This window comes from Salegentibacter salarius, from assembly GCF_900168265.1.
GTDB lineage: Bacteria > Bacteroidota > Bacteroidia > Flavobacteriales > Flavobacteriaceae > Salegentibacter > Salegentibacter salarius.
On record NZ_FVZF01000003.1, the window covers coordinates 61,521 to 85,927 of the forward strand.

Sequence of the window (24,407 nt, forward strand, 5' to 3'; positions counted from 1 at the left end):
GTTTTAAAGGTACTAATTCTTAGAAGATTGACTGGTGAGCATTTCTAGTTCCTCTTCGGTCACATCTATAAGTCCGGCTTTTGGTAGACGCTTCAACATTGTTCTCCAGTTTTCGTCTTCATCAAAAATTCTATCAAAAATTTGTTTCGCTTCTTGTAAACGAGCGCTGTTGGCAAGAGCCACCGCTTTCCAGAAACGCATTTCCAGGTTTTCCGGGAACATACTTTCAGCAGTGCCGTATTGCTCCAGAGCTTTTTCTACATTTCCTTCTTCCATAGCCAGATCGCCACGGTTCATAAATTCGTAAGCTCTTGCTGTTTTTAGCAGTCTGTCCAGTTCTTTTATAGGGTTTTTATGGTCATCTACTCTCAGGTCTATTTTCTTATCCTTCCAAACTTCTTCAACTTTATCGGGACCAACCACGATTAAAGCTGCCGATTGTTTCCCGCGGATATCTCCACCTGCTTTTTGAGCAGCTTTTAAAACGGCTACGACTCTTTCGGCTAGAGGCAGATTTACATTTTCAGTAAAGGCTTTTGCCATTTCAGGAACTACTTGATCATTAAGCATCATATTAGCCTGAACCGAAAAGTTATCTCCGGTAATATGCCGGGCTTCAGCTACACAATTTTCGCCGGTATAAGCTGCATTTTTTCCCGATTTTCCAAGAATGGCTAATTGCCGAAAATCGCGACCTTCATCGTTATTAATAAGTGTTTCTATAGCTTCTTCCGGGGTGTAGCCTTCGTTTAAAAGTTTAAGGCCTTCGGGACCAAAAGCAGGATTTACAAAAGATTGGGTGGCAACCACGCCAACTCCAGATTTTCCCCAGGCCACCAGAGGCCCAACCGAAAACCAATGACTTTGAACGCCCACAGCCATCTCGCCGGTTTTAGCATCCCGGGCTACAATAGAATAGGTATGTGCAAAAGCGTCTCCGCTAATTTCAGAATTTTGGGCTTTACTATTTAAAGTTGAGATAAATAGTAAAACGCTAAAGAGTAAAAATTGCTTCATAACGCAGGTTTCTGATTAAAAGTTAAAGATAGCGAAACTCTACTGAATTATTTAAAAAGTATGATGCAGGCTAAGCTGAATTTGGCCTTTGCTCACATTATCTGTAGTCTGTGTCATATAACCGGCCTGGACTTTAAGATTGTCTTTTAGCGCATAACCCAGTGCTGAATAGAATCGGTTACGATCAAATAATTCTACGCTTCTACCACCGCCAATTTCCCGTTCGCCATTTATGAAGATCTCGTTATATAAGGCAAGATAAACAGCGTTTTTGTTGAGGTTTTTCTGATTTAAAGGCACATTTAAAAATAAATTATAGCGATAACGGGTTCTAAAATCCTGGTCTTCTACCCAGCGCTGCTCGTATCTAAAGCGGTGTGTGAGGTAAAAACGTTCACTTAATTTATGCGGAAGCAAAGCCTCCTGGTAAATCCTGCTTTCACCTGAAGTATCGTCGCTATCACCAAAAGTTCCAGAGGTAATATTACCATATCCAAGAGTGAATTTTACATCTGCATTTTTTGGCGAATAGGTAAGTCCGCCGCGAATAAGTAGTTGCTCTAAATCGCCACCAAGATTCCAGTTTCTATATTGTATATCTCCCTGGAGACCCCATTGACTCTCGCCAAGATTAGTGTTCCAGAAATACATATACCAGGCGCCGGTTTGATCTTCATCAATCTGGGCATTGGCAGAAAAGGAAATAAGAAGGCTAAATAGAATTGCGGAAAGAAGTGAATTTTTCATTTTTGCTTTTTCGCAAATATAGCATTCCGCAGTGAAAAAGTATGGTATTACTGCTCTTTCACTTCTGTAACCAGAATATAATCGGGGCCACCATCTACGGGATAACCTTCTATTTTTGATCCTGAAACTTTGATTTCTTTACCTACAAATTCGTCCAGATTCAATTTTTCACTTTTTAAAGCATAAAAATCCTCTTCTGAATTTAAAACGTGGGTGCCATATTGGTAAGAAGTAATTCCCTGGTTTTCTATAGTTCCGGTAAGTTGCATTTGTTCTTGTGTTTTTTCCCTGTCACAGGTAGCAGCAAAAAAAATGAGTCCGGTAAACAGGCTTAGAAAAAAGACTTTCATAAAATTTTATTTTGAAAATAAACAATCGAATTAAAGTTAATAAAAGCCGTGAAACTGACTGAAGTTTTAAGTTATAATATGATAAATTTCTGAAAACATTATTATTTTTGTTGCGCTTACAAGGCCTCGTAGTTCAACGGATAGAATAGTCCCGAAGCTTCGGGATCCTAAACCTAAGATCCGGGTTTTTAAGGTAAGTTTTAAATATTGGCCTCGTAGTTCAACGGATAGAATAGAAGTTTCCTAAACTTTAGATCCAGGTTCGATTCCTGGCGAGGCTACTTTTTCTGCATTTATCAAAACCCTCAAGAAATTTCAACATCTTCTTAAATAAATCATAGCTTTGTGCTTGAAATGGGGTGCTTGCCATACGGTAGGCTGAGATGATACCCGGGAGTTTTTACTCGAATCAAGATTCATTTTCTAAAAATGTTTTTCGCCTCGATGTAATTTACTCTGAACCTGATCCGGATAATGCCGGCGTAGGGATTTTTTAAGCTGAGGTTGTATTTCTGCAACTTTTAGCTACTTCATCACCTCATTTCATTGTAAAATTTGAACGCAATGATAGAGGATTTCTTTACACAACTTACCTGGTTACAAGCTATCGGAACTACTTTTGGAGTGGTTCAGGTTTTACTGGCAAGAAAAAATAATATCGATAATTATCTATTTGGGATCGTTGCCATTCTTATAAGCCTCTGGGTACTTTACCAGTCTAAACTATATGCCGATATCATTTTAAACCTGTATTACCTGGTGATGAGTATCTACGGATGGTTTTTCTGGAAATTCGGTAAGGAGAAAGAAGAAACCCCAATTTCCTATTCCAGTAAATTGGAGCACTTAAAAGCCCTCGGAATTGTTTTGGTTTGTTTCACAGGAATGAGTTACTGGCTTCGATTCCATACCAATTCTGATGTTCCTCTTTGGGATGCCGGGGTGAGCGCTTTCGCCTGGGCCGGGATGTGGCTTATGGCAAAAAGAAAAATGGAGAACTGGATCTTTCTAAATATCAGCAATGCCATTTCCATTCCTTTACTTATTTACAAAGAATTATACATATATGCCGGTTTGACGATCTTCCTGTTTATAGTAGGAACTTCGGGATATTTTAAATGGCGAAAAATTGTTAAAGCCCATAATGGGCAATTAGCTTCCGCCCATTAAATTATAGCCGGGAGTTGTAAATATGGAATTCAATATCTAAATTTTATGTAATGGTAGAAGAGCAGATGCCACAAGAGCTGAAAAAAATATGTTTTGGGAAAAACCTTTTTCCTGAAAAAATTTTAAGCTGGATCCAGAGAGAAAATCTTTGGAATATATGGGTGCCCAAAAATTACGGCGGATTGGAATTATCATTTCCCGAAGGGCTTTCCAGACTTCAGGAATTGGCCAGGATTGATGGCAGCCTTGGTTGGACGGTAACTTTATGTAGTGGCGCCAACTATTTTATAGGAAACCTGCAACCAGCAGCCGCGAAGGAGATTTTTCAAGATTCAAAAACTACAATTTTGGGAGGAAGCGGAGGCGTTTTTGGAACAACCGAAAAAATTGGTGATGATTATAAAATTTCCGGAACCTGGCGCTATGCCACCGGCGCAAATTATTTAACGCATTTTACATTGAATGCTGAAATACAGGAAGATGGTAAACCATTAAAAAACAAAGATGGGTCGCCCAAAATACTTTCGTTTGTACTTCCCCGGGAAGAGGTAGAAATCATCGAAGATTGGAATAGTATGGGCTTAAAAGCTTCAAGTACCCATTCTTTTAAAGTGGAAAATGTTTTAGTTCCTCAACGCTTCAGTTTTATCTATAATGAATTTCATCAGCCTCAGGATATCTTTAAAATTCCGTTTTCAGTATTTGCCGATCTTACGCTTTGGGTAAATTATATTGGTATGGCAGAACATTTCCTGGCTGCAACTCGTGAACTTAAGCCCGATAAAAGTCTGAATTCTTTAGCCGAAGTTCTCTCCATTTCCAATCTGAAAGTTGCAGAGTACGCCAAGGAAATTGAGAACAAGATCAATTCAAACAAAGGCATTAATTCAGAATATATTGCAGAAGTCCATTCTTCGGCTTCAAATTCAGTAAAAAATATTTCAAAGAATATGATTGAAATATTTCCTTATCTCGGAATAAAAGCGAGCAGAAACGATCAGCCTCTAAACCAGGTTTTCCGTGATTATTTTACGGCAACACAGCATCATATTTTTACGAAATAAAGTTGATTAAAAGTCAGGAATTTCATCTATTAAGTTGTAGAAAATGATTATCATGCTAAAAGCGGTATAATGCTGTTTAACAACTGAATAAAATATTAAGATGAAATATAAAATAAGCATAGAGCAAGTAAGTAATGTAGATGAGATAAGGGAGTATTGGACCAAGGAAGATTATATTCAATTACTGAAAAAATTCGATTTTCCCGATGCTGAAGATTCTGATCCTGAAAATTTGAGAGAGCTATTATTTATGGCGATATCAGATTTTGAACCTTCTGAAGCAGCACAATTAGTGTTGGAGTATAAGCTGGGGGAGCAATTATCTGAAGGACAAATTGAACAGATATCAAACGATATGCTAATAGATACTGTTTGTGAAGAATATCCTGAAATGGAATTGCAAGCTCCTTTATTCCACGTAAATCAATTACTTTATAAAGCTTTTAATGGCAAGTTTCCGAGTTCCAGCGCTACAATTATTAATTGTTCTATCACTCCGGTAAATGAAGCTGCCGATTCCAGCTTAAGTAAAAAATCGGTGTTGAGGTTGTTGAATGATGGCCTATCAGACAGGAATATCGTTAAAAGATTGTTTGAAGAGCAAATGAATGGCGATGCAGAATTTCCGGAGGCTGAAAATATTATCTGGAATTTAGAAGTATCAGAAAATGATCATTTTAAAATAACAACTTCCGGGAACCTTATTAAAAAAGAAGAGGTGATAGCTTCAGAATGGGAAAAGGAAATAGAAGATGAGGACGATTCAGATAAATAACTGAATTAAAAAAATTGTAGAGAATACTAAATGCTGCCTTATAATAGGCGGCATTTTTTTTTGAATTTTTCGCTGTCTGGTGCTTTGCCACTTCTATTCTTTTAATTCTTTAACATCTGCCTATAATCTTATGTTAATCAATTGAAATTAAACCTGTTATTTTTTAAATTGAAGCTAAACATTAACCAAAAAATAAAATTATGAGTATTGTAAAAGTAATTGAGGTAATCGCCTCTTCAGAAACAAGTTTTGATGATGCAGTTAAAAATGCACTTAAAGAGGCAAGCAAATCTGTAAGTAACATAAAATCTATTTATGTTAAAGAAATGCACGCCAACGTAGATAATAATCAAATAACGACCTATGCGGTAAACGCAAAAGTCTCATTTACCGTAAATAAATAGTTTCGTTTAAATAGAAATTATAGAAAGAGGAAGATAAATTTTTCTTGAGTTTATCTTCCTTTTTTAATTACCCATCAAGGCTTCACTATCTCTTTTGAAATCAACAAATAACTTATGGCCAATAGTAAGAAAGACAGTACACAACAGGAAAATCAGGAATGGATAGATTCGCTAACCTGGATCATTGAAAATAAATCTACTAAAAGGGCAGAGGAATTACTAAATATTTTACAGGAAGAAGCCAAAAAACATGATGTAGAGCTTCCTGAGACACTAACCACGCCTTATCACAATACTATTTCACACGACAAAGAGGAGGATTATCCCGGCGATTTAGAACTGGAAGAAAAGATCCTGGCTTATATTAGGTGGAACGCCATGGCCATGGTGGTAAAAGCCAATAAAGCTGATGAAGGAATTGGTGGGCATATCTCTACATACGCCTCTATTGCACAACTTTGGGAAGTGGGCTTTCATCATTTTTTTAAGATTGAAAACAATGTACAGGATCAGATATATTTCCAGGGTCACGCTTCTCCCGGGATTTATGCCCGGGCTTATATGGAAGGGCGCTTAACTAAAAAGAACCTTGAAAATTTTCGCCACGAGGTACAATCTGAAAAAGGCCTTACTTCTTATCCGCACCCACATTTAATGCCGGATTTTTGGAGTAATCCGACGGTTTCTATGGGTTTGGGCCCCATCCAGGCTATTTATAGGGCTAGATTTAATAAATATCTGCACAACCGCGGACTTATAGACGAAGACAATAGTAAAGTCTGGGCATTTATTGGCGATGGAGAGATGGACGAGGTAGAAGCCCGGGGAGCTATTAATATCGCATCAAGGGATAAACTGGACAATCTCATTTTTGTGGTAGATTGTAATTTACAGCGTCTGGACGGTCCGGTTCGAGGTAACAGCAAAGTTATCCAGGAAATGGAAGGCCTGTTTCGAGGTGCCGGCTGGAATGTGATGAAACTGCTTTGGGGAAAGGAATGGGATAAACTTATAGAAAAGGATAAAACCGGGAAACTCCGTAAAAAATTAGGTGAACTTACCGATGGCCAGCTTCAAAAATACGCTTATAGTGACGGAGAATTTCTGCGGAAAGATTTCTTTGAAAGTGATAAAGATCTAAAGAAGTTAGTTGAAGATTATTCTGATGAAGAATTGGGGAATTTTAAACGTGGTGGCCACGATTCAGAAAAAATATACAATGCCTATAAAGTAGCATTAGAAACAAAGGAAAAGCCCAGTATTGTTTTGGCACAAACCGTTAAAGGTTATGGCCAGGGCAGTGCCGGTGAGGCCAGCAATGTTTCGCATAAAACCAAAAAATTCAATAAAGAGCAGCTGGGAGAATTTAGAGACTTTTTTAAGGTGCCGGTTTCAGATAAAGACCTGGAAAAAATTCCATTTATAAAACCGAAGAAAGATAGTGATGAGTTAAAATACCTGGAGGAAAAGCGAAAAGACCTTGGTGGTTATATTCCGCAGCGAAAAGACAGAAGCTCAAAATTAAAGGCTCCAGATGTAAAAATTTTTGAAAGCTTTTTAAAAGGATCGGGCGAAGATTACGCGGCAACCACTATGGCCATGGTGCAGATTCTAAGCAAATTGATGAAGGATAAAAATTTGGGAAAATTAATAGTACCAATTATTCCTGATGAATCCCGAACTTTTGGAATGGAATCCCTTTTTAGACAAGCCGGAATATACGCTCCCCACGGGCAAAAATATGATCCGGTAGATGAAGATAGTTTGCTCTATTATAAAGAAGCCAAAAATGGCGCTATAATGGAAGAAGGCATTACCGAATCTGGTTGTATGGCCGAATTTATTGCAGCAGGGACTACTTATTTGACCCACGGGATCAATACCATTCCGTTTTACTTTTTCTATTCCATGTTTGGTTTTCAAAGAACCGGTGATCTAATGTGGGCTGCGGCAGATGCAGGTGCAAAAGGTTTCCTGATGGGCGGTATTTCCGGAAGAACCAGTATTCCCGGGGAAGGTTTGCAACACCAGGACGGCCAAAGTCATTTATACGCGCTGGCATTTCCTAATTTAAGAGCTTACGATCCCGCTTTTGCCTATGAGCTGGCGGTTATTGTAGAAGAAGGAATTAAGAATATGTATATAGATAAAAAGGATTTGTTTTACTATATCACCATTGGAAATGATACTTATCCTATGCCCGAAATGCCGGAAGATGTGGATAGGGACGCCATTATTAACGGGCTATATAGATTCAGAAAATCTAAATCTCGTAAGAAGAAAAAGAAGGCGCATCTATTTGGTAGCGGTGCTATTATGAAAGAGGTACTGGAAGCTGCTGAAATTTTGGAAGAAAAATTTGATGTGGGCGCCGATATTTGGAGCATTACCAGTTATAAAACTTTATACGATAATGCTATTGATACCGAACGCACTAACCGTCTAAAAGGCCAGGTAAATAAAGATGAAAATTATATAGAGCAACAGTTGAAGGATGAAAAGGGCACTTTTGTAGCCGCTTCAGATTTTGTGAAGGCGCTTCCCGAAAGCCTTGCTTCCTATTTCCCCGATGAACTTATTAGTTTAGGTGCCGATGGGTTTGGCAGGAGTGATAATAGGGAAGCTTTGCGTGCTTTCTTTGAGATCGATGCCTCACATATTGCTTATGCGGCTTTATATGGCCTTGCTAAACAGGATCAAATCAGCATGGAAGAGTTGAAAAAAGCAGTAAAAAAACTAAAAATAGATCCACAAAAAACCAATCCACGAACGGCTTAAAAAGATAATTATGGCAAAAGAGATAAAAGTTCCGCAAATATCAGAAGGCGTAGAGACCGCTGTGATTTCTGAAATCCTGGTTTCTGAAGGAGATAAGATTGAAGAAGATCAGTCGGTGATTTCAGTAGAAACCGATAAAGCTACGGCCGAAGTTCCTGCTAGTTCCGGAGGAACAATTAAAGAAATAAAAGTTAGCGAAGGTGATGAGGTGAACGTAGGCGATGTGATTATTATCCTGGAAGATGACGATGACGATTCAGAAGAAAAAGAGGAAGAGAAAACTATAGAAAAAGAAGAAGATACTTCAAAAAAGAAAAAGGAAGATTCTGAAAAAGACGAAGAAGAATCCGATTCTGAAGAAAATAAAAAAGACAAATCCAAGTCTAAAGAAAAAGATGACGAGCAGGAAGAAGATGATGAGGATGAGGATGAAAAGGACGGAGATGAGAAGAAAAAAAATAAAGACACCAAGTCTAAAAAAGATAAAGAAACCGATGAAGCATCTTCAAAAGAAGTCTATGCTTCTCCCGGAGTAAGGCGATTAGCTCGTGAACTTGGCGTGAATATAAAAGAAATAAGTGGTAGCGGCGAAAGTGGAAGAATTACTGAAAAAGATGTCAAGGAATTCCAGGAAGGCGGTAGTAAAAAGAGCAGTTCTGGCCAGGCTAAATTACCCGATTTTAGTAAATGGGGAGCGGTAGAAACTAAACCGCTAAATAGTATTAAAAAAACCACGGCCAAAAATGTATTGTTCTCCTGGCAAACTATTCCACACGTGTTTCAGTTTGGAGAAGCTGATATTTCTGGAGTTGAAACTTATATAGAAGATCATAAAGAGAAGGTTGAAAAAGCCGGTGGTAAACTCACGCTTACAGCCATACTTACCAAAATTGTGGCCACAGCTTTGCATAAGTTTCCAACATTCAATGCAAGTATAGATATGGATAAGGAAGAAATGATCCTTAAAAAATATGTAAATATCAATATTGCAGTGGCTACAGAAGATGGCCTTTTAGTTCCGGTGATTAAAAATGCAGATCAAAAAAGTATCAAAGATCTATCGGTAGAAATTTCAGAAATAGCAGAGAAAGCACGGGAACAAAAACTATCTAAAGAAGATATGGAAGGAGGCAATTTTTCTATCTCAAACCTCGGCGGTATTGGTGGTACTAATTTTACACCCATAGTCTACCATCCGCAGGTGGCGATTCTCGGTATTTCACGGGCAACTACCAAACCGGTTTATATAGACGGAAAGTTTGAACCTCGCAGCATTCTTCCACTTAGTTTATCTTATGATCATCGCTTAATAGATGGCGCCGATGGAGCTGGTTTTATGAATTGGCTGGTAAAAGCACTGGAAGATCCGTACGAAGCACTTTTGGGCTAATCTAAATCTCAGAAACAATGGCAAAAAAAGATAGAAAAGAACTTGTGATTATTGGTGCCGGTCCCGGAGGCTATGCTGCAGCTTTTCACGCCGCAGATCTCGGAATAAAAGTAACGCTTATTGATCCTGAGGTTAACCCCGGGGGAGTTTGCCTTTACCGTGGTTGTATTCCTTCCAAGGCACTTTTACACCTGGCAAAAACCAAAGAAGAGGCTATCCAGGCCTCCAAGTGGGGGGTGAAATTTGAAGAGCCTAAAATAGATATTAAAAAAGTTGCAAGCTGGAAAGAGAAGGTGGTGAAAAAACTTACAGAAGGCTTAGGGCAGCTGAGCAAAGCCCGAAATATTGAATACATCCAGGGAAAGGCCAAATTTACCGGCAAAAATGAACTGGAAGTAACCGATAATAAAGGAAAGGCTTCGGGTTTAAGTTTTGAAAAAGTGATTATTGCTACCGGGTCCTCTTCGGTAGGCTTACCCGAGCTGGAGATAGATCATGAGAAAATTTGGGACGCTACCGATGCACTGGAACTTAAGGAAATACCCAAAAAAATGCTAGTCGTTGGTGGTGGTTATATAGGCCTGGAGCTTGGGAGTGTTTATGCTGCTTTGGGAACAAAAGTTTCTATAGCTGAAATGACCCCGGGATTTTTACCTGGAACAGATCGAGACCTGATTAAGGTTTTTAAGAAAAACGAACCTTTTAAAGATGTCTTTTTTGAAACTAAAGTAGAAAAAGTGAAGATCACCAAAAAAGGGGTGAAAGTTTTCTTAAAAGGAAAAAAAGAAGAACAGAGCAAAAAATTTGATTGTGTATTGGTAGCTGTTGGAAGAAAGCCAAATACACAGAATTTGGGCCTTAAAAAACTTGGAATTTCGGCCAACGAAAAAGGATTCCTGGAAGTAGATGATAAACGCCGAACAAAATTGAACCACGTTTTTGCGATAGGAGATATTACAGGAGAACCTATGTTGGCACATAAAGCAAGTCACGAAGGTAGAATTGCTGCAGAAGTGATTGCAGGGAAAAAAGGAGCCGCTTACGATCCTAAGGTAATTCCGGCAATTGTATTTACTAATCCTGAGCTCGCCTGGTGTGGTCTTACTGAAGAAGAAGCAAAGGAAAAAAATAAGAATGTAAAAGGTGTAAAATTCCCCTGGTCTGCTTCTGGAAGGGCAGTTGCTATTGGAGAAAATGCGGGTTTAACCAAACTTTTAATAGATAAGGAAACCGAAGTGATTTTAGGAGGAGCCGTAGCCGGAAAAAATGCCGGGAGTTTAATTCCAGAGATCGCTTTGGCTATCGAAATGGGTAGTACAGCCAGTGATTTATCGCTAACTATTCATCCGCATCCTACTCTTTCAGAAACTATAATGGAAAGCGCCGAATTGTTTTACGGTGAGGCTACGCATTATAAAAAGGCTTAATAAGAGTGAAGTTTAAAATAAATATCTTTTAAGGAACAAACAGTAACAGTCACGGTTATCGAATAATGCGGGATTATGGACGCGATCTTGTCGGCTTAACCATTTGCTTACTTGGTTTCTAAAATCTTCCCTTTTTTTGCATTATCGTTATTGGACGATCAACATGCATTACGAGTGATAATATTAAATTTTTTTTGTTATTAGTAATTGCTCTTTGGAATTACCTATAATAATATCATTTGCATTCTTAAGTGTAGCTTTATTTACGCTTAAAACACTATTGATTTTCATTTTTTTATAAGAGACATTTTTAAAAATTCCGAGGTCATTTTTTTCGGATCTTTTAAGAATTAGAATACTCTTTGGTGAAATTGGAAAAACTAATGAATTAGCAGAATCAAAATCAGTATTGAAAATTTGATCTTTTTCATTCAGATTAAATCCTGGATTATCAGATGTTATAAAAGGATTTTCATAATTGGTCTTCATTATAAGTGCGTCCCATTTAATTAATTTTTTTATTAACTCTTCTCTCGCATTTTCATTAATATAAATTCCAGCTCTATAAACATTCTGAAGATACTTTTCATCTCTATATTTTTCATAAACTGCCTCTTCAGCTTTTTTCACTATATCAGTACTAAGACCAGCTCTCTTGCAAAATTCTACTGCATCCTCTAGAAATTTTTTAGCTTTTTTTTGAACTTTATCAGATTTCGGATCAAAATTTTTAAAGTTTTCGCTAAATCTTGGATTTCTCATTTTTATATCCACAATGATTCTTACTAATCTTTCGAATTGTGTTTTAGTAAATTTTTTGTGGTAATCTATTTTGTCAAATAATTCTTCTAATTCTTTGTTTTCATATGAAAAGCGGCTTTTTTCAATAACATTGGGATCGGTAATTTTATATCTTTCTATAATTTCTTTATTATCGAAAGTGTATCTCTTTGCCTCATAGCATATCTTACTTTTATTAGTAAGTCTTGTTGAAGCTGGATATTTGGTACTGGTTTTTAATGTGAATATGTCACCATTTCTATTAAGAGAAAATCTCTTTAAATAAATCTGTGGAACATAATGGTGTTTTATTGGTTCACTCATATATCATAACACATAACTATCGATTAAAAATTGATTTTATAATCATCAGGTATTTTCAGTCTTCCTATAAGCATAGATTAAATTATAAGAAACTGTACCCAGCCAAATCACTATTAAGCTAGAAACCAGCCGCTCGTAGCCACCGTTTATAGAATCTGGCATTAAAGGTAAAAGTGGAGCAAAAACAAGCCATAAGCCAGCAATCCAGAAAGAGAATTTTTTCAGATAAGGTTTTAATGATTTTAGATCAAAACTTGTAAGAAGAACAAGTGCGGGGAATAGAAGTGCCAGGGCATAAACGAGTTTGCGATGTATTTTATCGCCAGGTCTTCCGGCATACTGGTTATGTTCAGCGATCATGATGAGATCTACGCTTATAAGAACAAGTATAATAAGACTTATAATCCATTTTGTGCCCGAATTCTTCCAGGTATAAAGTCCAATGGCAAGCGCAAAAAAACCAATAGCCAAAATATCTAAGCCCAGATCCTGGATCCATCCGTATTTACCTATGGCCAGCATGCTAATCGTGTTTCTTATGGGATTATGTGCTTCATGCAGTGCAATCCCAATAAGATCGGCCGCCAAAACAGCTACGCAGCCTAAAATACCAATAACTCCGCAGGTTTTGTAAATGAATTTCTTACTCATAGATGATTTTTTTAATTCGGAAATTGGAAAGCCTTTGAATAGGCTAAAAAGTAAATTACTTCATAGCAAGCTCACGGAGCATTTAATCTCGATTATCGAGTAAAGTTAATAAATTCTTTGGAACAGAATATATGCTTAATGTGAGTTTACAAGCTGGTAAGTTGTAGCTAGAATTGTGTTAAACAATATAGAACCTTAAAAAATATCGCATAAAAAAAGGGGGCTTGACCATCATTTCAGAATTGCCCCCTTTCTTACCCAATTATACACTCCAAAAATAGATCAGTTCAGTTCTATTTAAGTTAAACGAAGGTCAAGTAAATACTAAGTTTTTATTATGAGAAAGCATGGGAATTCAACTTAACATTCGCTTAAAAACCAGGGGTTCAGGCTTAATTTTTAAATAACCTATCCCTGCTTGTTTCCGTCTAATTTTGCTTAAAATAATTGTAAAAAATTGATTATGAATTTAAGTGAAAAGAACAATTTAGCTTTGGAAACTTTAAAGTTTCCTGTGCATTATGATGCGAAGCAACAAACAATTTGGGATGCTAAGGGAATGATGGTCTGCGATATTCGAGGCTGGGGAAAAATTCAGTTTATGAATAAATCTGAAGATCGTCAGGATGCGATAGGCGAATTAATAGCCAATTTGCTGAACAAATATCACCGAAATGAAAATGCTAAGATTGACGAAGAGCTTTTTAAAATGTTAGCTTCTTAAAAATAGTTTCAGAACCTTTAATTTCCTCGAAAAATATAAAACCTTACTTTTGTGAATTCTCACATAAACAAAAGTATATTTTATGAAAAGTAGATTAATATTAAGCCTGCTATGCCTGGCTGTTTTTGGAAGTATCCATGCACAAAGCCTGGAATCTCCAAATGGAGATCTGGAGATGAAATTCTCTCTTCAGGAAGATGGAACTCCGCTTTATAACCTGGAGTTTGAAGGAGAAACTATTATTGAAAATAGTAAGCTTGGTTTAGAGTTAAAAGAAGGGCAACCTCTTACCTCTAATTTTAGCATAGAAAACACCGAAAAATCTACTTTTAACGAAACCTGGACGCCGGTTTGGGGAGAAGAAAGTGAGATTGAAAATCATTATAATGAACTTGTAGTTCATTTAGATCAGGAAGATTCAGAGCGTAAATTGGTTTTACGCTTTCGTTTATTCAACGAAGGACTCGGGTTTAGATATGAATTTCCGCAGGACTCCAAGCTTGGGCATTTCGTGATCTCAGATGAAAAAACCGAATTCGCCATGACCGGAGATCACACCGCTTTTTGGATCGCCGGCGATTATGATACCCAGGAATACGATTATACCGAAAGCAAACTTTCAGAAATAAGAGGCTTGATGGCAGAGGCGGTAACCGCCAATGTTTCTCAAAAATCATTCTCACCCACAGGAGTGCAAACTTCTTTGATGCTTAAAACTGAAGACGGCCTGTATATTAATTTACACGAAGCCGCTTTATTAGATTATCCTGCAATGCACTTAAATCTAGACGATGAAACTATGGTTTTTGAATCCTGGTTAACACCAGATGTGAATGGGGATAAGGCTTATATGATCGCTCCCGGAAAAACACCCTGGAGAACTATAATTGTAAGTGATGAGGCAAAAGATATCCTTTCCTCAAGAATCACTTACAACCTAAATGAACCAAGCAAAATTGAAGATACCTCGTGGATTAAACCAATGAAATATATGGGCGTTTGGTGGGAAATGATCACGGGAATGAGCTCCTGGGATTATACCGATGAATTTGCCGCAGTAAAACTTGGTGAAACCGATTTTGAAGCCGCTGAACCGAATGGTACTCACGCTGCAAATACCGAAAACGTAAAAAGATATATTGATTTTGCATCAGAACACGGTTTTGACGGCTTACTGGTTGAAGGCTGGAATGTAGGCTGGGAAGATTGGTTTGGAAATTCTAAAGATTATGTCTTTGATTTTGTAACACCTTACCCAGATTTTGATGTAGATGAAATTAGGGAATATGCCAAAAGCAAAGACGTGGAAATGATTATGCACCACGAAACTTCAGCTTCGGTTAGAAATTACGAAAGGCATTTAGACACGGCTTACCAGTTTATGAAAGCCAATAATTATAACGCGGTTAAAACCGGTTATGTAGGCGATATTCTTCCAAGAGGTGAAAATCATTATAGCCAGTGGATTGTTAATCATTATCAATATGCGCTTGAAAAAGCTGCGGAATATGAGATTATGATCAACGCGCACGAAGCGGTTAGACCAACCGGAATTGCCAGAACCTGGCCAAACCTTATCGCCAACGAATCGGCCCGTGGAACCGAATATCAGGCCTTCGGCGGAAATAAGCCAAATCATGTGACCGTTTTGCCATTTACGCGTTTAATTGGCGGACCCATGGATTACACTCCCGGAATTTTTGAAATGGATATCAGTAAACTGAATCCAGACAATAATTCTCACGTAAACAGCACGCTGGCGAATCAATTGGCTTTGTATGTAACAATGTATTCGCCTTTACAAATGGCGGCCGATTTGCCTAAGCATTACGAGCAGTTTATGGATGCATTTCAGTTTATAAAAGATGTAGCGATAGATTGGGAAAAAAGTGTTTACCTGGAAGCCGAGCCTGGAGATTACATTACGATTGCACGAAAAGAAAAAGATGGAAATAACTGGTTTGTAGGTAATGTAAACGGACTTACGCCAAGAACTTCAGAAATTGAATTCGATTTCCTTGAAAAAGGGAAAACCTATATCGCTACGGTTTATGCAGATGCTGAAGATGCGCATTATAAAGATAATCCGCAGGCTTATGAGATTAAAAAATACCGAGTGAATAGTAAGTCTGAGCTTTCACAAAAATCTGCTCCTGGTGGAGGTTATGCGATTAGCATTATGGAAGCCAGCAAAGATGAAGTAAAAGATCTTGAAAAACTGTAGCTCAAAAAAGTATAATGTAATTTTATACTGAAATTGCTTTAATAATATGAAACCCTCGTCAATTTGGCGGGGGTTTTCTTTTGAGAGCGATCTAATCAAAAGTTTTTTAATTAGAAACTGCATTTCATAAGAAATTAATAAATAATTTATAGTTTTAAGCAGTGTTAATAGATAATGCCCATCCAAACCCTACTTTGGGATGGGATTTTTAGTATGAAAATTAATCGAATAATACAGTCAGTTTTTGGTAGATCAGTACGTATAAATCTAAAAATTTGAACCTTAGCAATTTCATAGAAAATACCTTTAAAAAACTCATCCCTGCTCCCTTTACTTTAGCGGTGCTACTTACGTTAATTACCCTTTTTGTCGCCTTCTTTTTTACGGGAGAAACCAATACAAATTCTGCCATTCAAATCCTCGATTTCTGGCAAACCGGGATGTGGGACCCCTCACTTATTGTGTTTATGGTGCAAATGATGCTCATTTTGGTTTTGGGCCACATCTTAGTACTAAGCAAACCTGTTTCCTGGCTAACGAGTCAGTTAACCAAAATAGTGACAGGAAACGCGAGCGCAGTAATTATCGTTTCGGTTTCTACAATGTTAGTAGCATTTTTTAACTGGGGACTGGGATTGATCTTTGGAGCAATAATGGCGAGGAAAGTTGCCGAAGCAGCTTCCAATAGAGGCTTTAAAATTAATTACCCCTTAATTGGTGCTGCGGGTTATGTTGGCTTAATGGTTTGGCACGGCGGAATGAGCGGTAGCGCACCCTTAAAAGCGGCTGAAGAAGGCCATTTAGCCAGTCTCTTTCCGGGAGCAGGTGCGGAATTTCTTTCACAATTGCCCAATAGTCTTCCTACCACGAGTACCATTTTTTCTTCCTGGAATTTATTGATTTTCGGAACTTTATTAGTGTTTATTCCGCTTACACTGTATTTTCTTTCCAGGATCAGTGAATCGAAAACGGTGAAAATTGAAGCTGAAACAAAAACAAATCATATCGCAAAGATCACCGGTGCTGAAAAACTAGATCATTCAAACTCACTAAGATTGATTTTTGGATTTCTTCTTCTAGCCGCTTTTTTCGCCAGTTATTCTGATGAAATTTCTGCAGGAAACCTTACGCCTAATATGCTGAATTTTCTAATGCTTTGCTTGTGTGTTTTATTACATGAGTCTTTTGCTTCATTTTTAAAAGCTTTAGAAGAAGCCATTGGAGGAGCAGCGGCTATTTTAATCCAATTTCCGTTGTATTTTGGAATAATGGGCATAATGCGGGAAACGGGTTTGGTAAGTGATATTTCCGGTTTTTTTGTGAGTGTTGCAACCGATGTTAGTTTACCGGTTTATAGCTTCTTTAGTGCAGGCCTGGTAAATATTTTTGTACCCAGTGGCGGCGGTCAGTGGGCGGTGCAGGGACCAATAATTTTAGAAAGTGCATTAAAACTTGGAGTGCCACTTAATAAAGCCGTAATGGCTTTGGCCTATGGAGACCAAATAACGAATATGCTGCAACCTTTCTGGGCGTTGCCATTACTTGCTATCACCAAACTAAAAGCCCGGGAAATCCTGCCCTATACGCTGGTAATGATGTTGGTGGGAAGTCTTGTTTATATAGCAGGATTGCTATTGGTATAAACCCTGCCAAAGATTAAACCTAAGTTTTGTAAATTTCAGTTATGAAAAATATCTTCATTTACAGCTGTTGTTTTCTTCTATGTATCAATTATTTAATTGCGCAGGAAAACTTTAATGATTGGACCCAGAATAGTCCCAATATAACGGGGAAGGCTGAATACCTGGACTCGCCTTTTGTCACTGCGGGAGATCGCGTGTATGTAGTTGGCCATCAAAATGGTAGTTTTCCGCAACTCGGCTGGCATATTGAAGGCGAAATGGGCGGTGTTTGGAATCATCCTATTAAACTTTTAGATGGTTTTTCTGCAGAAATCATTTTGAACGAAGAGAAGATCGAATTAAATAATGCATCAGAATTCGTTAATTATCCTTTCACCGGAAAACATATTTTTCATTTGAAAGATGAAGAAGTTGAGATTACCCGCTGGCAATTTGTTCCCGATGGCGAAGAAGGTCTGGCAGTACAGTATATTATTCAGAATAATTCTTCTGAAAAAATAAATACCGATTTTATATTTAAAGCTTCAACAGATCTTAGACCTACCTGGCTGGGTGATCGCACCGGCATGAAAGATCATAAAGATATCGCTGAATTCCTACCAAAGGAAAATGCCTGGTTGGTAAAAGACGAAAATAATCTCTGGTTTACTGTTTTTGGTGCAAAAAGAACTTCGGAAAAACATGAACAAACGAAAACCAATTATAAGGGGAAAGGAGTTTCGGCATCACAGACTTATAAACTAAGTATTCCCGCCGGGCAGCAAGAAGTACTTAATTTCACCATTGCCGGTTCTTTTGAAAGTAAGGAGGCTGCGCTTAAAACATATAATGAAATCGGGCAAAACTTGAAATCTCATGTTGCCGATAAAAGAGAACGTTATAAAAACCTGGCTAATAGATCTAAACTTACCATTCCCAATAAGAATATTGAAGAGGCTTTTGAATGGCTTAAATACAACAGCGATTGGTTAGTGCAAACTGTGCCTGGAATTGGCACCGGGATCACCGCCGGAATTCCAGATTATCCCTGGTGGTTTGGAGTAGATAGCGAATATGCACTGCAGGGGTATATGATGGTTGGCCAAACCGATGCAGTTTATGGTACTATTAAATTGCTGGATAGTATGAGCAATGTGGTGAATGCTAATGGGAAGATTATTCACGAAATGTCTACAAATGGCGCCGTTTTTAATGACGGAAATATCAATGAAACACCGCAATTTGCATCGCTTATTTGGGAGATCTTTAAATGGAATGGCGATCTTGAATTTCTAAAAAGATATTTTCCCACTATTAAGAAAGGCCTGGATTGGCTGCAGACGCAGGATACCGATGCTAATCTTTTTCCCGAAGGTTTTGGGATGATGGAAATTCACGGGCTGGATAGCGAAATGATAGATGTAGCCGTTTATAGCCAGAAAGGATTCGCAGACGCTTCAAAAATGGCTGAAATCCTTGGTGAAAAGCACTTGGCTGAAGAATATGAGGATGTAGCCAATAAATTAAAAAACAAAATAAACGAAGAATTCTGGTCTGAAGAATTTAATTCTTATGCCGATTTTATAGGAACCGACAAGCAGGCACTGCGGTTAATTGATGATGCAATTGTAAGGGCTGATACTTTAGAAAAACCCTGGGCGGTAAAAGAATTAAAAGAAACCAAATCAAAAATATTAGCTAACCCCTCGGAAGGTTCACGGCCTTATGTAGTGCATCATAATTGGGTAGTTAATACGCCAATGGAGATGAAAATAGCCGATTCTGCCAGGGCGATTAAAGCTTTGAATACTGCAGAAAGATATAGAAATCCGTTTGGAGTGTTTGTTACCGGGATAGATCGTGATGAGGTGGAAAAAACCGAAGAAAGTTCTTTTAAAGGAGGAGAAGTTTTTACCTATACAGGAGCTGTTATGACGCTGCCAACGGCGGTGCAAATTATTGCGGAAAATAATTACGGAAGACCCGAAAAAGCTCTTGATTATATGGAACGAATGACGCGCAGTTTTAGTTTTGCATTTCCCGGCAGTATGTATGAAGTTTCCCCAGATTACGGAATGATCTCGCAGGCCTGGAATATTTATGGATACGCAGTACCGATCGTAAATCAATTCTTTGGGATTAAGCCCGATGCCTTGAATAAGAAAATAGTAGTACAGCCGCAAATGCCTAAAACCTGGAACGAAGCTTCTTTGGAAAACGTGGTTATAGGCGAAAATGAAGTTTCGGTTTATTTTTCAAAATCTAATGGTGAATTGAATATTGAAATTACTCAGGAGGAAGACTGGGAGATAGAACTTATTTTAACCAACTATTCAAATTCAGAATATAAAATGATGACTGAAAACCTTGAGGTTTCTAAAGTCAATGGAGACTTAATTATTAAAGGGAATTCAGATAAATTGGAAATTTCATTAGAAACAAACTAAGATTTCTTATTTTATATAGGAATCAATTTTTCACATTATGGTACCGCCAAAGAACAAACCAATAAAAAGACATATAGCCATTCAGCCATTAAGTAGAGAGCACCACCAGGGGCTTTTGTTATGCTGGAAAATTAGAAAAGGTTTTGAAAAAGGAATCGAACCGCAGCGAATTAAAAATTATACCGATTGGTTTTGGGAAAACCAGTTAGAAGAGCATTTTAAAATTGAAGAAAAATATGTATTTCCGGTTTTGGGTGCTGAAAATGATTTGGTAAAACAGGCGCTGGAAGAGCACGAGCATCTTGCCTCGTTATTTCTTCAGAAAAATGAAATAGCGCTTGCATTAGAAATGATCCAGAATGATCTGGAAGGCCATATTAGGTTTGAAGAGCGGGTTCTTTTTAATAAAATCCAGGAACAAGCTTCAACCGAAGAACTTCAGCATATTCAGGAACACCACGAGAAAGAAATTTCATGCGGCCTTTGGGAAGATGAGTTTTGGAAATAATTTCAATATTCAATAACTGCTTGAATTTAACAAAAATTAGGCAGCTTCTGCCAGCGTCTTTCTTTCGGTCACCTCTTGTTTTAATCTAAATACAGTGTCTTTTTCGTAAGCAAGGAAATAATAGATCACAAAAAACAAGAAATACATGATCATTGATTTCTGTCTTAAAATTATTCCCAAATTAGACATTACAAAAGTCATTGCGAAAGAGGTGGTGAAAAACAAGATCAGGCTTAGTTTTACGTGTCCCGGTGCTGTCTTTAAGAATCCAAAGAAGCTCTTTTTAAACAACTTTCCGAATAACAACAAATAGATAAAATTCTCTATAGATACGATCACTCCAAGAATTCCCGGTGCATCAAAAAATAAAGGTCTAAACCAGAATGTAAAGAATTTTTCAATAAGTGAATAGTCGGTCATTGGGACTCCTGAAGTCGCGTTATCCAAATCTTTTGCCCTGTTTTCAGTAAAAGAAAGAAAATCGGCGATTAGGTTTTGCGAATTTCCGAGGTTTACTACTTCAAGAATTTGCTTGTGAAAAAGCAATAAAACTCCAGTGATTGCACCTACGAAAATAGCTTTTTGCTTTAAGCTTATCTGGTTTTTATTAATAAATATACTCAACATCCCTGCACCGGCCAGTAACAAGAACATATGGGGCCTAATGGCGAAAACCAGGAGTGATCCCAAACTTAAGCTAAAAATCCTGTTCTTGGGCTTTCTAAGAGCATAAGCGAATAGCATTAATCCCAGGAATATTGGAGCACCTTTTCCTAAAGATGCTGTCCAGAAGTGCATATTGGGTAGGAAAAGTATTAGTACTAAGAAATCTATTTTTTTGAATACCTTAATATTTAGTGCGATATTTTCTTTAAAAAACAAGTAGGCATAGACAAAGCCCATAAAGCCGATCCAGCTAAAAAGCAGCATCATCATTTCGTAGCTAAATCCGAAGAAATTAATAAACGGATAGGAGATGAAATCTATAAAAGAGGTGCCGGTTTCTAAAAAGCCGTCCCAGGTTTTGCCTTCTTTTCCCGGTACTCTAAAATACCTTTTAGAATCTGAAGGGTTAAAGAATGCATAGGTATAATAAATTCCGGCAAATATTAAGTGGTAATAGAACAATTTATTCATCAGGTTTGCCGAGAAAAAATCGTGCTTTTCACTAATCTTTTTAAAAATATATTGATTTACCAGGTGCAAAAACGGAATAAGCATTATCGCTTGCAACAGGTTATGAATAAGGTTTATATCTGGAGACATTTTTTATATCTATTTATCTCTTTAAATCCAATATCCTTACCTAAAATGAATATCTGTAGAATAAAGCGTGTTTTCCTCATTGAGCTCTCTCTGTGCGAGGGATTAGACGGTTTAGGGTTTTAAAGATATTCTGGTGAGATATTTACTATCTCAGGAATTTATACCCAATACTGTGGAAATTTTCCATTACTGGATTCCTGTGACTGTGGAAATGGCGAAGCCTGTTTATAGCTGGATTATGGAAAAAATTGATAAAAACGAATATTGAAACAACCGAAGTTTTTCAACTTCTATTAGTTTCTACATATAAATCATTCGGTCTGAACTTTAATTACAAAAAATAATTGGGTAAAACTGATCCTCGTCATATTTAAAAATTCTGTTTAAAAATTATAATAAATTCATTTAAATGAATTTTAACCAATAATAATTTAATTAATCACCACTAAAAATTATTTTACATAAAATATAATCACAAAATATACTAATCTGTTCAAAAAATGTGAAAATGGTCTATGTAACTTTGGTTGCATTTGAAAATCAGTCCTGTAGGTATCTTTGAGTAAGTTATTAAACCAGTACATCATGAAAAATTTACTCATACTTGGAGCCGGAACAGCAGGAACGATGATGGCGAACCAGCTTCGGTCCAAATTAAAAAAAGATCAGTGGCAGATTACCATCGTAGACCAAAATAAAACGCATTACTACCAGCCTGGATTTTTATTTCTGCCTTTCGATATATACACCGAAGACCAGGTTAAAAAAGTAGGAAAAAAGTTTATTCCTAACGGAGTAAATTATGTTCAAAAGAAAATAGATAGAATTTTCCCTGAAGAAAACAAGGTAAAACTGGAAGATGAAACTATTAACTATGATATCCTTATAATCGCTACCGGTTCTAAAATTGCCCCCGAAGAAGTGGAAGGAATGAAAGGTAAGAACTGGCACAAAAATGTTTTTGATTTTTATACTTATGAAGGTGCTTTGGCACTACGAAATAAGCTTAGAGACTGGCAGGGAGGTAAAATGGTGGTTCATCTCACCGAGATGCCAATAAAATGTCCCGTAGCACCCCTGGAATTTGCATTTTTAGCTGATTCCTATTTCAAGGAAAAAGGAATGCGTGATAAGGTGGAACTTACTTATGTAACTCCTCTTTCAGGAGCTTTTACCAAAGAGAAAAGTGCTGAAACACTTGGTTACTTACTTGAAGAAAAGAAAATAAATCTTGAGATAGATTTCGCCATAGAAAGCGTGGATAATGAGAATAATAAAATTATTGATTACGGCGGAAAAGAAGTGGAATACGATCTCCTGGTAACCATTCCAACCAATATGGGTGACGATGTGATAGAACGCTCTGGGATGGGAGACGACTTAAATTTCGTTCCTACAGATCATCACACCCTTCAGTCTAAAGATCACGAAAATGTTTTTGTGATTGGAGATGCTACTGATGTTCCTGCTTCTAAAGCCGGCTCGGTAGCCCACTTTCAATCAGAAACCCTTACAGATAACATCTTGCTTTATAAAGATGGAAAGCCTCTTAAAGAGGAATTTGACGGCCACGCCAACTGCTTTATTGAAACCGGTGATAATAAAGCCCTGTTGATAGACTTTAATTATAAACAGGAACCTGTAGAAGGAACTTTCCCGTTTTCCGTTATAGGTCCCTTAAAATTGCTAAAAGAAAGCGTGTTTAATCACTGGGGGAAACTGGCTTTTCGATGGATCTACTGGAACATGCTTTTAAAAGGAATTCCAATTCCATTCGTTGGCCGAAATATGAGTACAAAAGGAAAAAAACTATAATAATAATTTAAAATCAATATCATGGAAACTCAAGTAAACACATTAAACGTAGATAGAAACCAGGAAGGATATTTAACCGATTTCTCTCAATGGAATAAAGAAGTGGGAGAGCAAATCGCTAAAGAGGAAGGGATTGAAATGACTCCGCGCCATTGGGAAGTTATCAACTGGATTCAGGAACAGGTAAAAGCAGACAAAGCCTTATCGATAAGAGGGATTAAAAAAAGCGGTGTGCTTGATATAAAAGAGTTTTATGCTCTTTTCCCGGGAGGACCATTAAAGATCTCTACCAAGATTGCCGGTGTGCCTAAACCCAAAAGCTGTATTTAACCACTAAAACTTACAACTATGAGTACTACAAAAGTTAAAAAGATGCTCTTTATTTTATCGAAGGCTACCATAGAGAACGTATATGCAGCTTTTATTATGGCTAATGGAGCGAGAATGGAAGGCATTGAAGCAGAAATATTCTTTACTTTTTTCGGTCTGGAGGCCGTGCAAAAGAAAAAACTGAATAACCTTCATGTAGCAACAGTTGGTAATCCGGCGATGCATATTCCTACCATGGTAGGGGGGTTACCGGGTATGGAAGCTATCGCTACAAGAATGATGAAAAAAGAGATGGAAAAACTTGATATGCCTCCGGTAGACGAGTTTCTTGAAATTCTCTCGGCTTCAGGAGTGAAATTATGGGGTTGTAAACTGGCGGTAGATATGTTTCACCTGGAAGAAAAAGATCTAATAGATGATATGGACGGAATCCTGACTATCGGTGATTTTTATAATAGAGCCGACCAGGATGGAACGCAAATGTTATTTGTTTAAAAGAACATGATGTTTGGTTGTTTGGACAGGCAGAGCTTGAATTTTTCAGCTCTGCCTGTCTTTTTTCTTTTAAGTAAAATTTTGTTGAAAATAGCTTCT

At 37.4% G+C, this 24,407-nt stretch carries 21 protein-coding genes and 1 tRNA gene; 16 read left to right on the top strand and 6 right to left on the bottom strand.

The annotated features are described in order from the left end of the window. Nucleotides 1-12 precede the first annotated feature (12 nt). From B5440_RS02795 to B5440_RS02805, 3 genes are read right to left on the bottom strand one after another with little or no spacing between them, the layout of a single operon-like run. Nucleotides 13-1,017: a DUF1028 domain-containing protein gene (locus tag B5440_RS02795; protein WP_070054475.1), complete on the bottom strand. Its 1,005-nt coding sequence runs from the start codon at nt 1,015-1,017 to the stop codon at nt 13-15. A gap of 51 nt (nt 1,018-1,068) precedes the next feature. Continuing rightward, nucleotides 1,069-1,764: a DUF2490 domain-containing protein gene (locus B5440_RS02800; protein WP_070054476.1), complete on the bottom strand. Its 696-nt coding sequence runs from the start codon at nt 1,762-1,764 to the stop codon at nt 1,069-1,071. A 47-nt stretch (nt 1,765-1,811) separates the two neighbouring features. Then, a complete protein-coding gene (locus B5440_RS02805) occupies nt 1,812-2,114 on the bottom strand; it encodes a hypothetical protein (RefSeq protein ID WP_070054477.1) in 303 nt (100 codons plus the stop codon). Nucleotides 2,115-2,323: 209 nt separating this feature from the next. Between B5440_RS02805 and B5440_RS02810 the strand changes: the two genes are divergently transcribed. From B5440_RS02810 to lpdA, 8 genes are all read left to right on the top strand, one after another. Next, nucleotides 2,324-2,395: transfer RNA gene (locus B5440_RS02810), tRNA-Arg, on the top strand. Nucleotides 2,396-2,678: 283 nt separating this feature from the next. Further along, entirely contained in the window at nt 2,679-3,284 is a 606-nt protein-coding gene (pnuC, locus tag B5440_RS02815) for a nicotinamide riboside transporter PnuC (RefSeq protein ID WP_070054478.1), read from the top strand. Between the two features lie 50 nt (nt 3,285-3,334). Then, nucleotides 3,335-4,348: an acyl-CoA dehydrogenase family protein gene (locus B5440_RS02820; RefSeq protein WP_232756013.1), complete on the top strand. Its 1,014-nt coding sequence runs from the start codon at nt 3,335-3,337 to the stop codon at nt 4,346-4,348. Between the two features lie 100 nt (nt 4,349-4,448). Beyond that, nucleotides 4,449-5,123: a hypothetical protein gene (locus tag B5440_RS02825; RefSeq protein ID WP_070054479.1), complete on the top strand. Its 675-nt coding sequence runs from the start codon at nt 4,449-4,451 to the stop codon at nt 5,121-5,123. Nucleotides 5,124-5,323: 200 nt separating this feature from the next. Further along, nucleotides 5,324-5,527, top strand: a complete 204-nt coding sequence (locus B5440_RS02830) for a dodecin family protein (protein WP_070054480.1) — start codon at nt 5,324-5,326, stop codon at nt 5,525-5,527. A 114-nt stretch (nt 5,528-5,641) separates the two neighbouring features. Next, nucleotides 5,642-8,305 (top strand): pyruvate dehydrogenase (acetyl-transferring), homodimeric type, encoded by a 2,664-nt coding sequence (gene aceE, locus B5440_RS02835; protein WP_070054481.1) that lies wholly within the window; start codon nt 5,642-5,644, stop codon nt 8,303-8,305. Nucleotides 8,306-8,315: 10 nt separating this feature from the next. After that, nucleotides 8,316-9,695: a 2-oxo acid dehydrogenase subunit E2 gene (locus tag B5440_RS02840; protein ID WP_070054482.1), complete on the top strand. Its 1,380-nt coding sequence runs from the start codon at nt 8,316-8,318 to the stop codon at nt 9,693-9,695. A 17-nt stretch (nt 9,696-9,712) separates the two neighbouring features. Continuing rightward, complete coding sequence (gene lpdA, locus B5440_RS02845; RefSeq protein ID WP_070054483.1) at nt 9,713-11,122, top strand: dihydrolipoyl dehydrogenase; 1,410 nt, start codon at nt 9,713-9,715, stop codon at nt 11,120-11,122. A 183-nt stretch (nt 11,123-11,305) separates the two neighbouring features. Here lpdA and B5440_RS02850 read toward each other — a convergent pair whose 3' ends face one another. Together B5440_RS02850 and B5440_RS02855 are read right to left on the bottom strand one after the other, a co-directional pair. Next, nucleotides 11,306-12,226: a DUF4238 domain-containing protein gene (locus tag B5440_RS02850; protein WP_070054484.1), complete on the bottom strand. Its 921-nt coding sequence runs from the start codon at nt 12,224-12,226 to the stop codon at nt 11,306-11,308. 45 nt (nt 12,227-12,271) lie between these two features. Further along, entirely contained in the window at nt 12,272-12,877 is a 606-nt protein-coding gene (locus B5440_RS02855; protein WP_070054485.1) for a DUF998 domain-containing protein, read from the bottom strand. 463 nt (nt 12,878-13,340) lie between these two features. Between B5440_RS02855 and B5440_RS02860 the strand changes: the two genes are divergently transcribed. From B5440_RS02860 to B5440_RS02880, 5 genes are all read left to right on the top strand, one after another. Next, entirely contained in the window at nt 13,341-13,601 is a 261-nt protein-coding gene (locus B5440_RS02860; RefSeq protein WP_070054486.1) for a hypothetical protein, read from the top strand. An 82-nt stretch (nt 13,602-13,683) separates the two neighbouring features. Further along, nucleotides 13,684-15,825 (top strand): glycoside hydrolase family 97 protein, encoded by a 2,142-nt coding sequence (locus B5440_RS02865; protein ID WP_070054487.1) that lies wholly within the window; start codon nt 13,684-13,686, stop codon nt 15,823-15,825. A gap of 275 nt (nt 15,826-16,100) precedes the next feature. Continuing rightward, nucleotides 16,101-17,468, top strand: coding sequence for a short-chain fatty acid transporter (locus tag B5440_RS02870; protein ID WP_070054488.1), 1,368 nt, complete (start codon nt 16,101-16,103; stop codon nt 17,466-17,468). Nucleotides 17,469-17,509: 41 nt separating this feature from the next. Further along, on the top strand, nt 17,510-19,894 hold the full coding sequence (locus tag B5440_RS02875) for an alpha-L-rhamnosidase-related protein (protein ID WP_070054489.1): 2,385 nt from the start codon (nt 17,510-17,512) through the stop codon (nt 19,892-19,894). A gap of 37 nt (nt 19,895-19,931) precedes the next feature. Then, entirely contained in the window at nt 19,932-20,402 is a 471-nt protein-coding gene (locus tag B5440_RS02880) for a hemerythrin domain-containing protein (RefSeq protein ID WP_070054490.1), read from the top strand. Nucleotides 20,403-20,438: 36 nt separating this feature from the next. Here B5440_RS02880 and B5440_RS02885 read toward each other — a convergent pair whose 3' ends face one another. Further along, nucleotides 20,439-21,668, bottom strand: a complete 1,230-nt coding sequence (locus B5440_RS02885; protein ID WP_232756014.1) for a hypothetical protein — start codon at nt 21,666-21,668, stop codon at nt 20,439-20,441. A 585-nt stretch (nt 21,669-22,253) separates the two neighbouring features. Here B5440_RS02885 and sqr point away from each other — a divergent pair. The 3 genes from sqr to B5440_RS02900 are packed head-to-tail and all read left to right on the top strand — an operon-like array spanning nt 22,254 to nt 24,308. Beyond that, nucleotides 22,254-23,483, top strand: coding sequence for a type III sulfide quinone reductase, selenoprotein subtype (sqr, locus tag B5440_RS02890; protein ID WP_070054491.1), 1,230 nt, complete (start codon nt 22,254-22,256; stop codon nt 23,481-23,483). Nucleotides 23,484-23,504: 21 nt separating this feature from the next. Beyond that, nucleotides 23,505-23,813: a TusE/DsrC/DsvC family sulfur relay protein gene (locus B5440_RS02895; protein ID WP_070054492.1), complete on the top strand. Its 309-nt coding sequence runs from the start codon at nt 23,505-23,507 to the stop codon at nt 23,811-23,813. A gap of 18 nt (nt 23,814-23,831) precedes the next feature. Then, on the top strand, nt 23,832-24,308 hold the full coding sequence (locus B5440_RS02900; protein ID WP_070054493.1) for a DsrE/DsrF/DrsH-like family protein: 477 nt from the start codon (nt 23,832-23,834) through the stop codon (nt 24,306-24,308). Nucleotides 24,309-24,407: the final 99 nt, after the last annotated feature.

Bases quoted from the DNA above. Each gene is read 5' to 3' on its own strand.
- B5440_RS02795 (WP_070054475.1), bottom strand. From the start codon at position 1,017: ATGAAGCAATTTTTACTCTTTAGCGTTTTACTATTTATCTCAACTTTA.
- B5440_RS02800 (WP_070054476.1), bottom strand. From the start codon at position 1,764: ATGAAAAATTCACTTCTTTCCGCAATTCTATTTAGCCTTCTTATTTCC.
- B5440_RS02805 (WP_070054477.1), bottom strand. From the start codon at position 2,114: ATGAAAGTCTTTTTTCTAAGCCTGTTTACCGGACTCATTTTTTTTGCT.
- pnuC (WP_070054478.1), top strand. From the start codon at position 2,679: ATGATAGAGGATTTCTTTACACAACTTACCTGGTTACAAGCTATCGGA.
- B5440_RS02820 (WP_232756013.1), top strand. From the start codon at position 3,335: ATGGTAGAAGAGCAGATGCCACAAGAGCTGAAAAAAATATGTTTTGGG.
- B5440_RS02825 (WP_070054479.1), top strand. From the start codon at position 4,449: ATGAAATATAAAATAAGCATAGAGCAAGTAAGTAATGTAGATGAGATA.
- B5440_RS02830 (WP_070054480.1), top strand. From the start codon at position 5,324: ATGAGTATTGTAAAAGTAATTGAGGTAATCGCCTCTTCAGAAACAAGT.
- aceE (WP_070054481.1), top strand. From the start codon at position 5,642: ATGGCCAATAGTAAGAAAGACAGTACACAACAGGAAAATCAGGAATGG.
- B5440_RS02840 (WP_070054482.1), top strand. From the start codon at position 8,316: ATGGCAAAAGAGATAAAAGTTCCGCAAATATCAGAAGGCGTAGAGACC.
- lpdA (WP_070054483.1), top strand. From the start codon at position 9,713: ATGGCAAAAAAAGATAGAAAAGAACTTGTGATTATTGGTGCCGGTCCC.
- B5440_RS02850 (WP_070054484.1), bottom strand. From the start codon at position 12,226: ATGAGTGAACCAATAAAACACCATTATGTTCCACAGATTTATTTAAAG.
- B5440_RS02855 (WP_070054485.1), bottom strand. From the start codon at position 12,877: ATGAGTAAGAAATTCATTTACAAAACCTGCGGAGTTATTGGTATTTTA.
- B5440_RS02860 (WP_070054486.1), top strand. From the start codon at position 13,341: ATGAATTTAAGTGAAAAGAACAATTTAGCTTTGGAAACTTTAAAGTTT.
- B5440_RS02865 (WP_070054487.1), top strand. From the start codon at position 13,684: ATGAAAAGTAGATTAATATTAAGCCTGCTATGCCTGGCTGTTTTTGGA.
- B5440_RS02875 (WP_070054489.1), top strand. From the start codon at position 17,510: ATGAAAAATATCTTCATTTACAGCTGTTGTTTTCTTCTATGTATCAAT.
- B5440_RS02880 (WP_070054490.1), top strand. From the start codon at position 19,932: ATGGTACCGCCAAAGAACAAACCAATAAAAAGACATATAGCCATTCAG.
- B5440_RS02885 (WP_232756014.1), bottom strand. From the start codon at position 21,668: ATGTCTCCAGATATAAACCTTATTCATAACCTGTTGCAAGCGATAATG.
- sqr (WP_070054491.1), top strand. From the start codon at position 22,254: ATGAAAAATTTACTCATACTTGGAGCCGGAACAGCAGGAACGATGATG.
- B5440_RS02895 (WP_070054492.1), top strand. From the start codon at position 23,505: ATGGAAACTCAAGTAAACACATTAAACGTAGATAGAAACCAGGAAGGA.
- B5440_RS02900 (WP_070054493.1), top strand. From the start codon at position 23,832: ATGAGTACTACAAAAGTTAAAAAGATGCTCTTTATTTTATCGAAGGCT.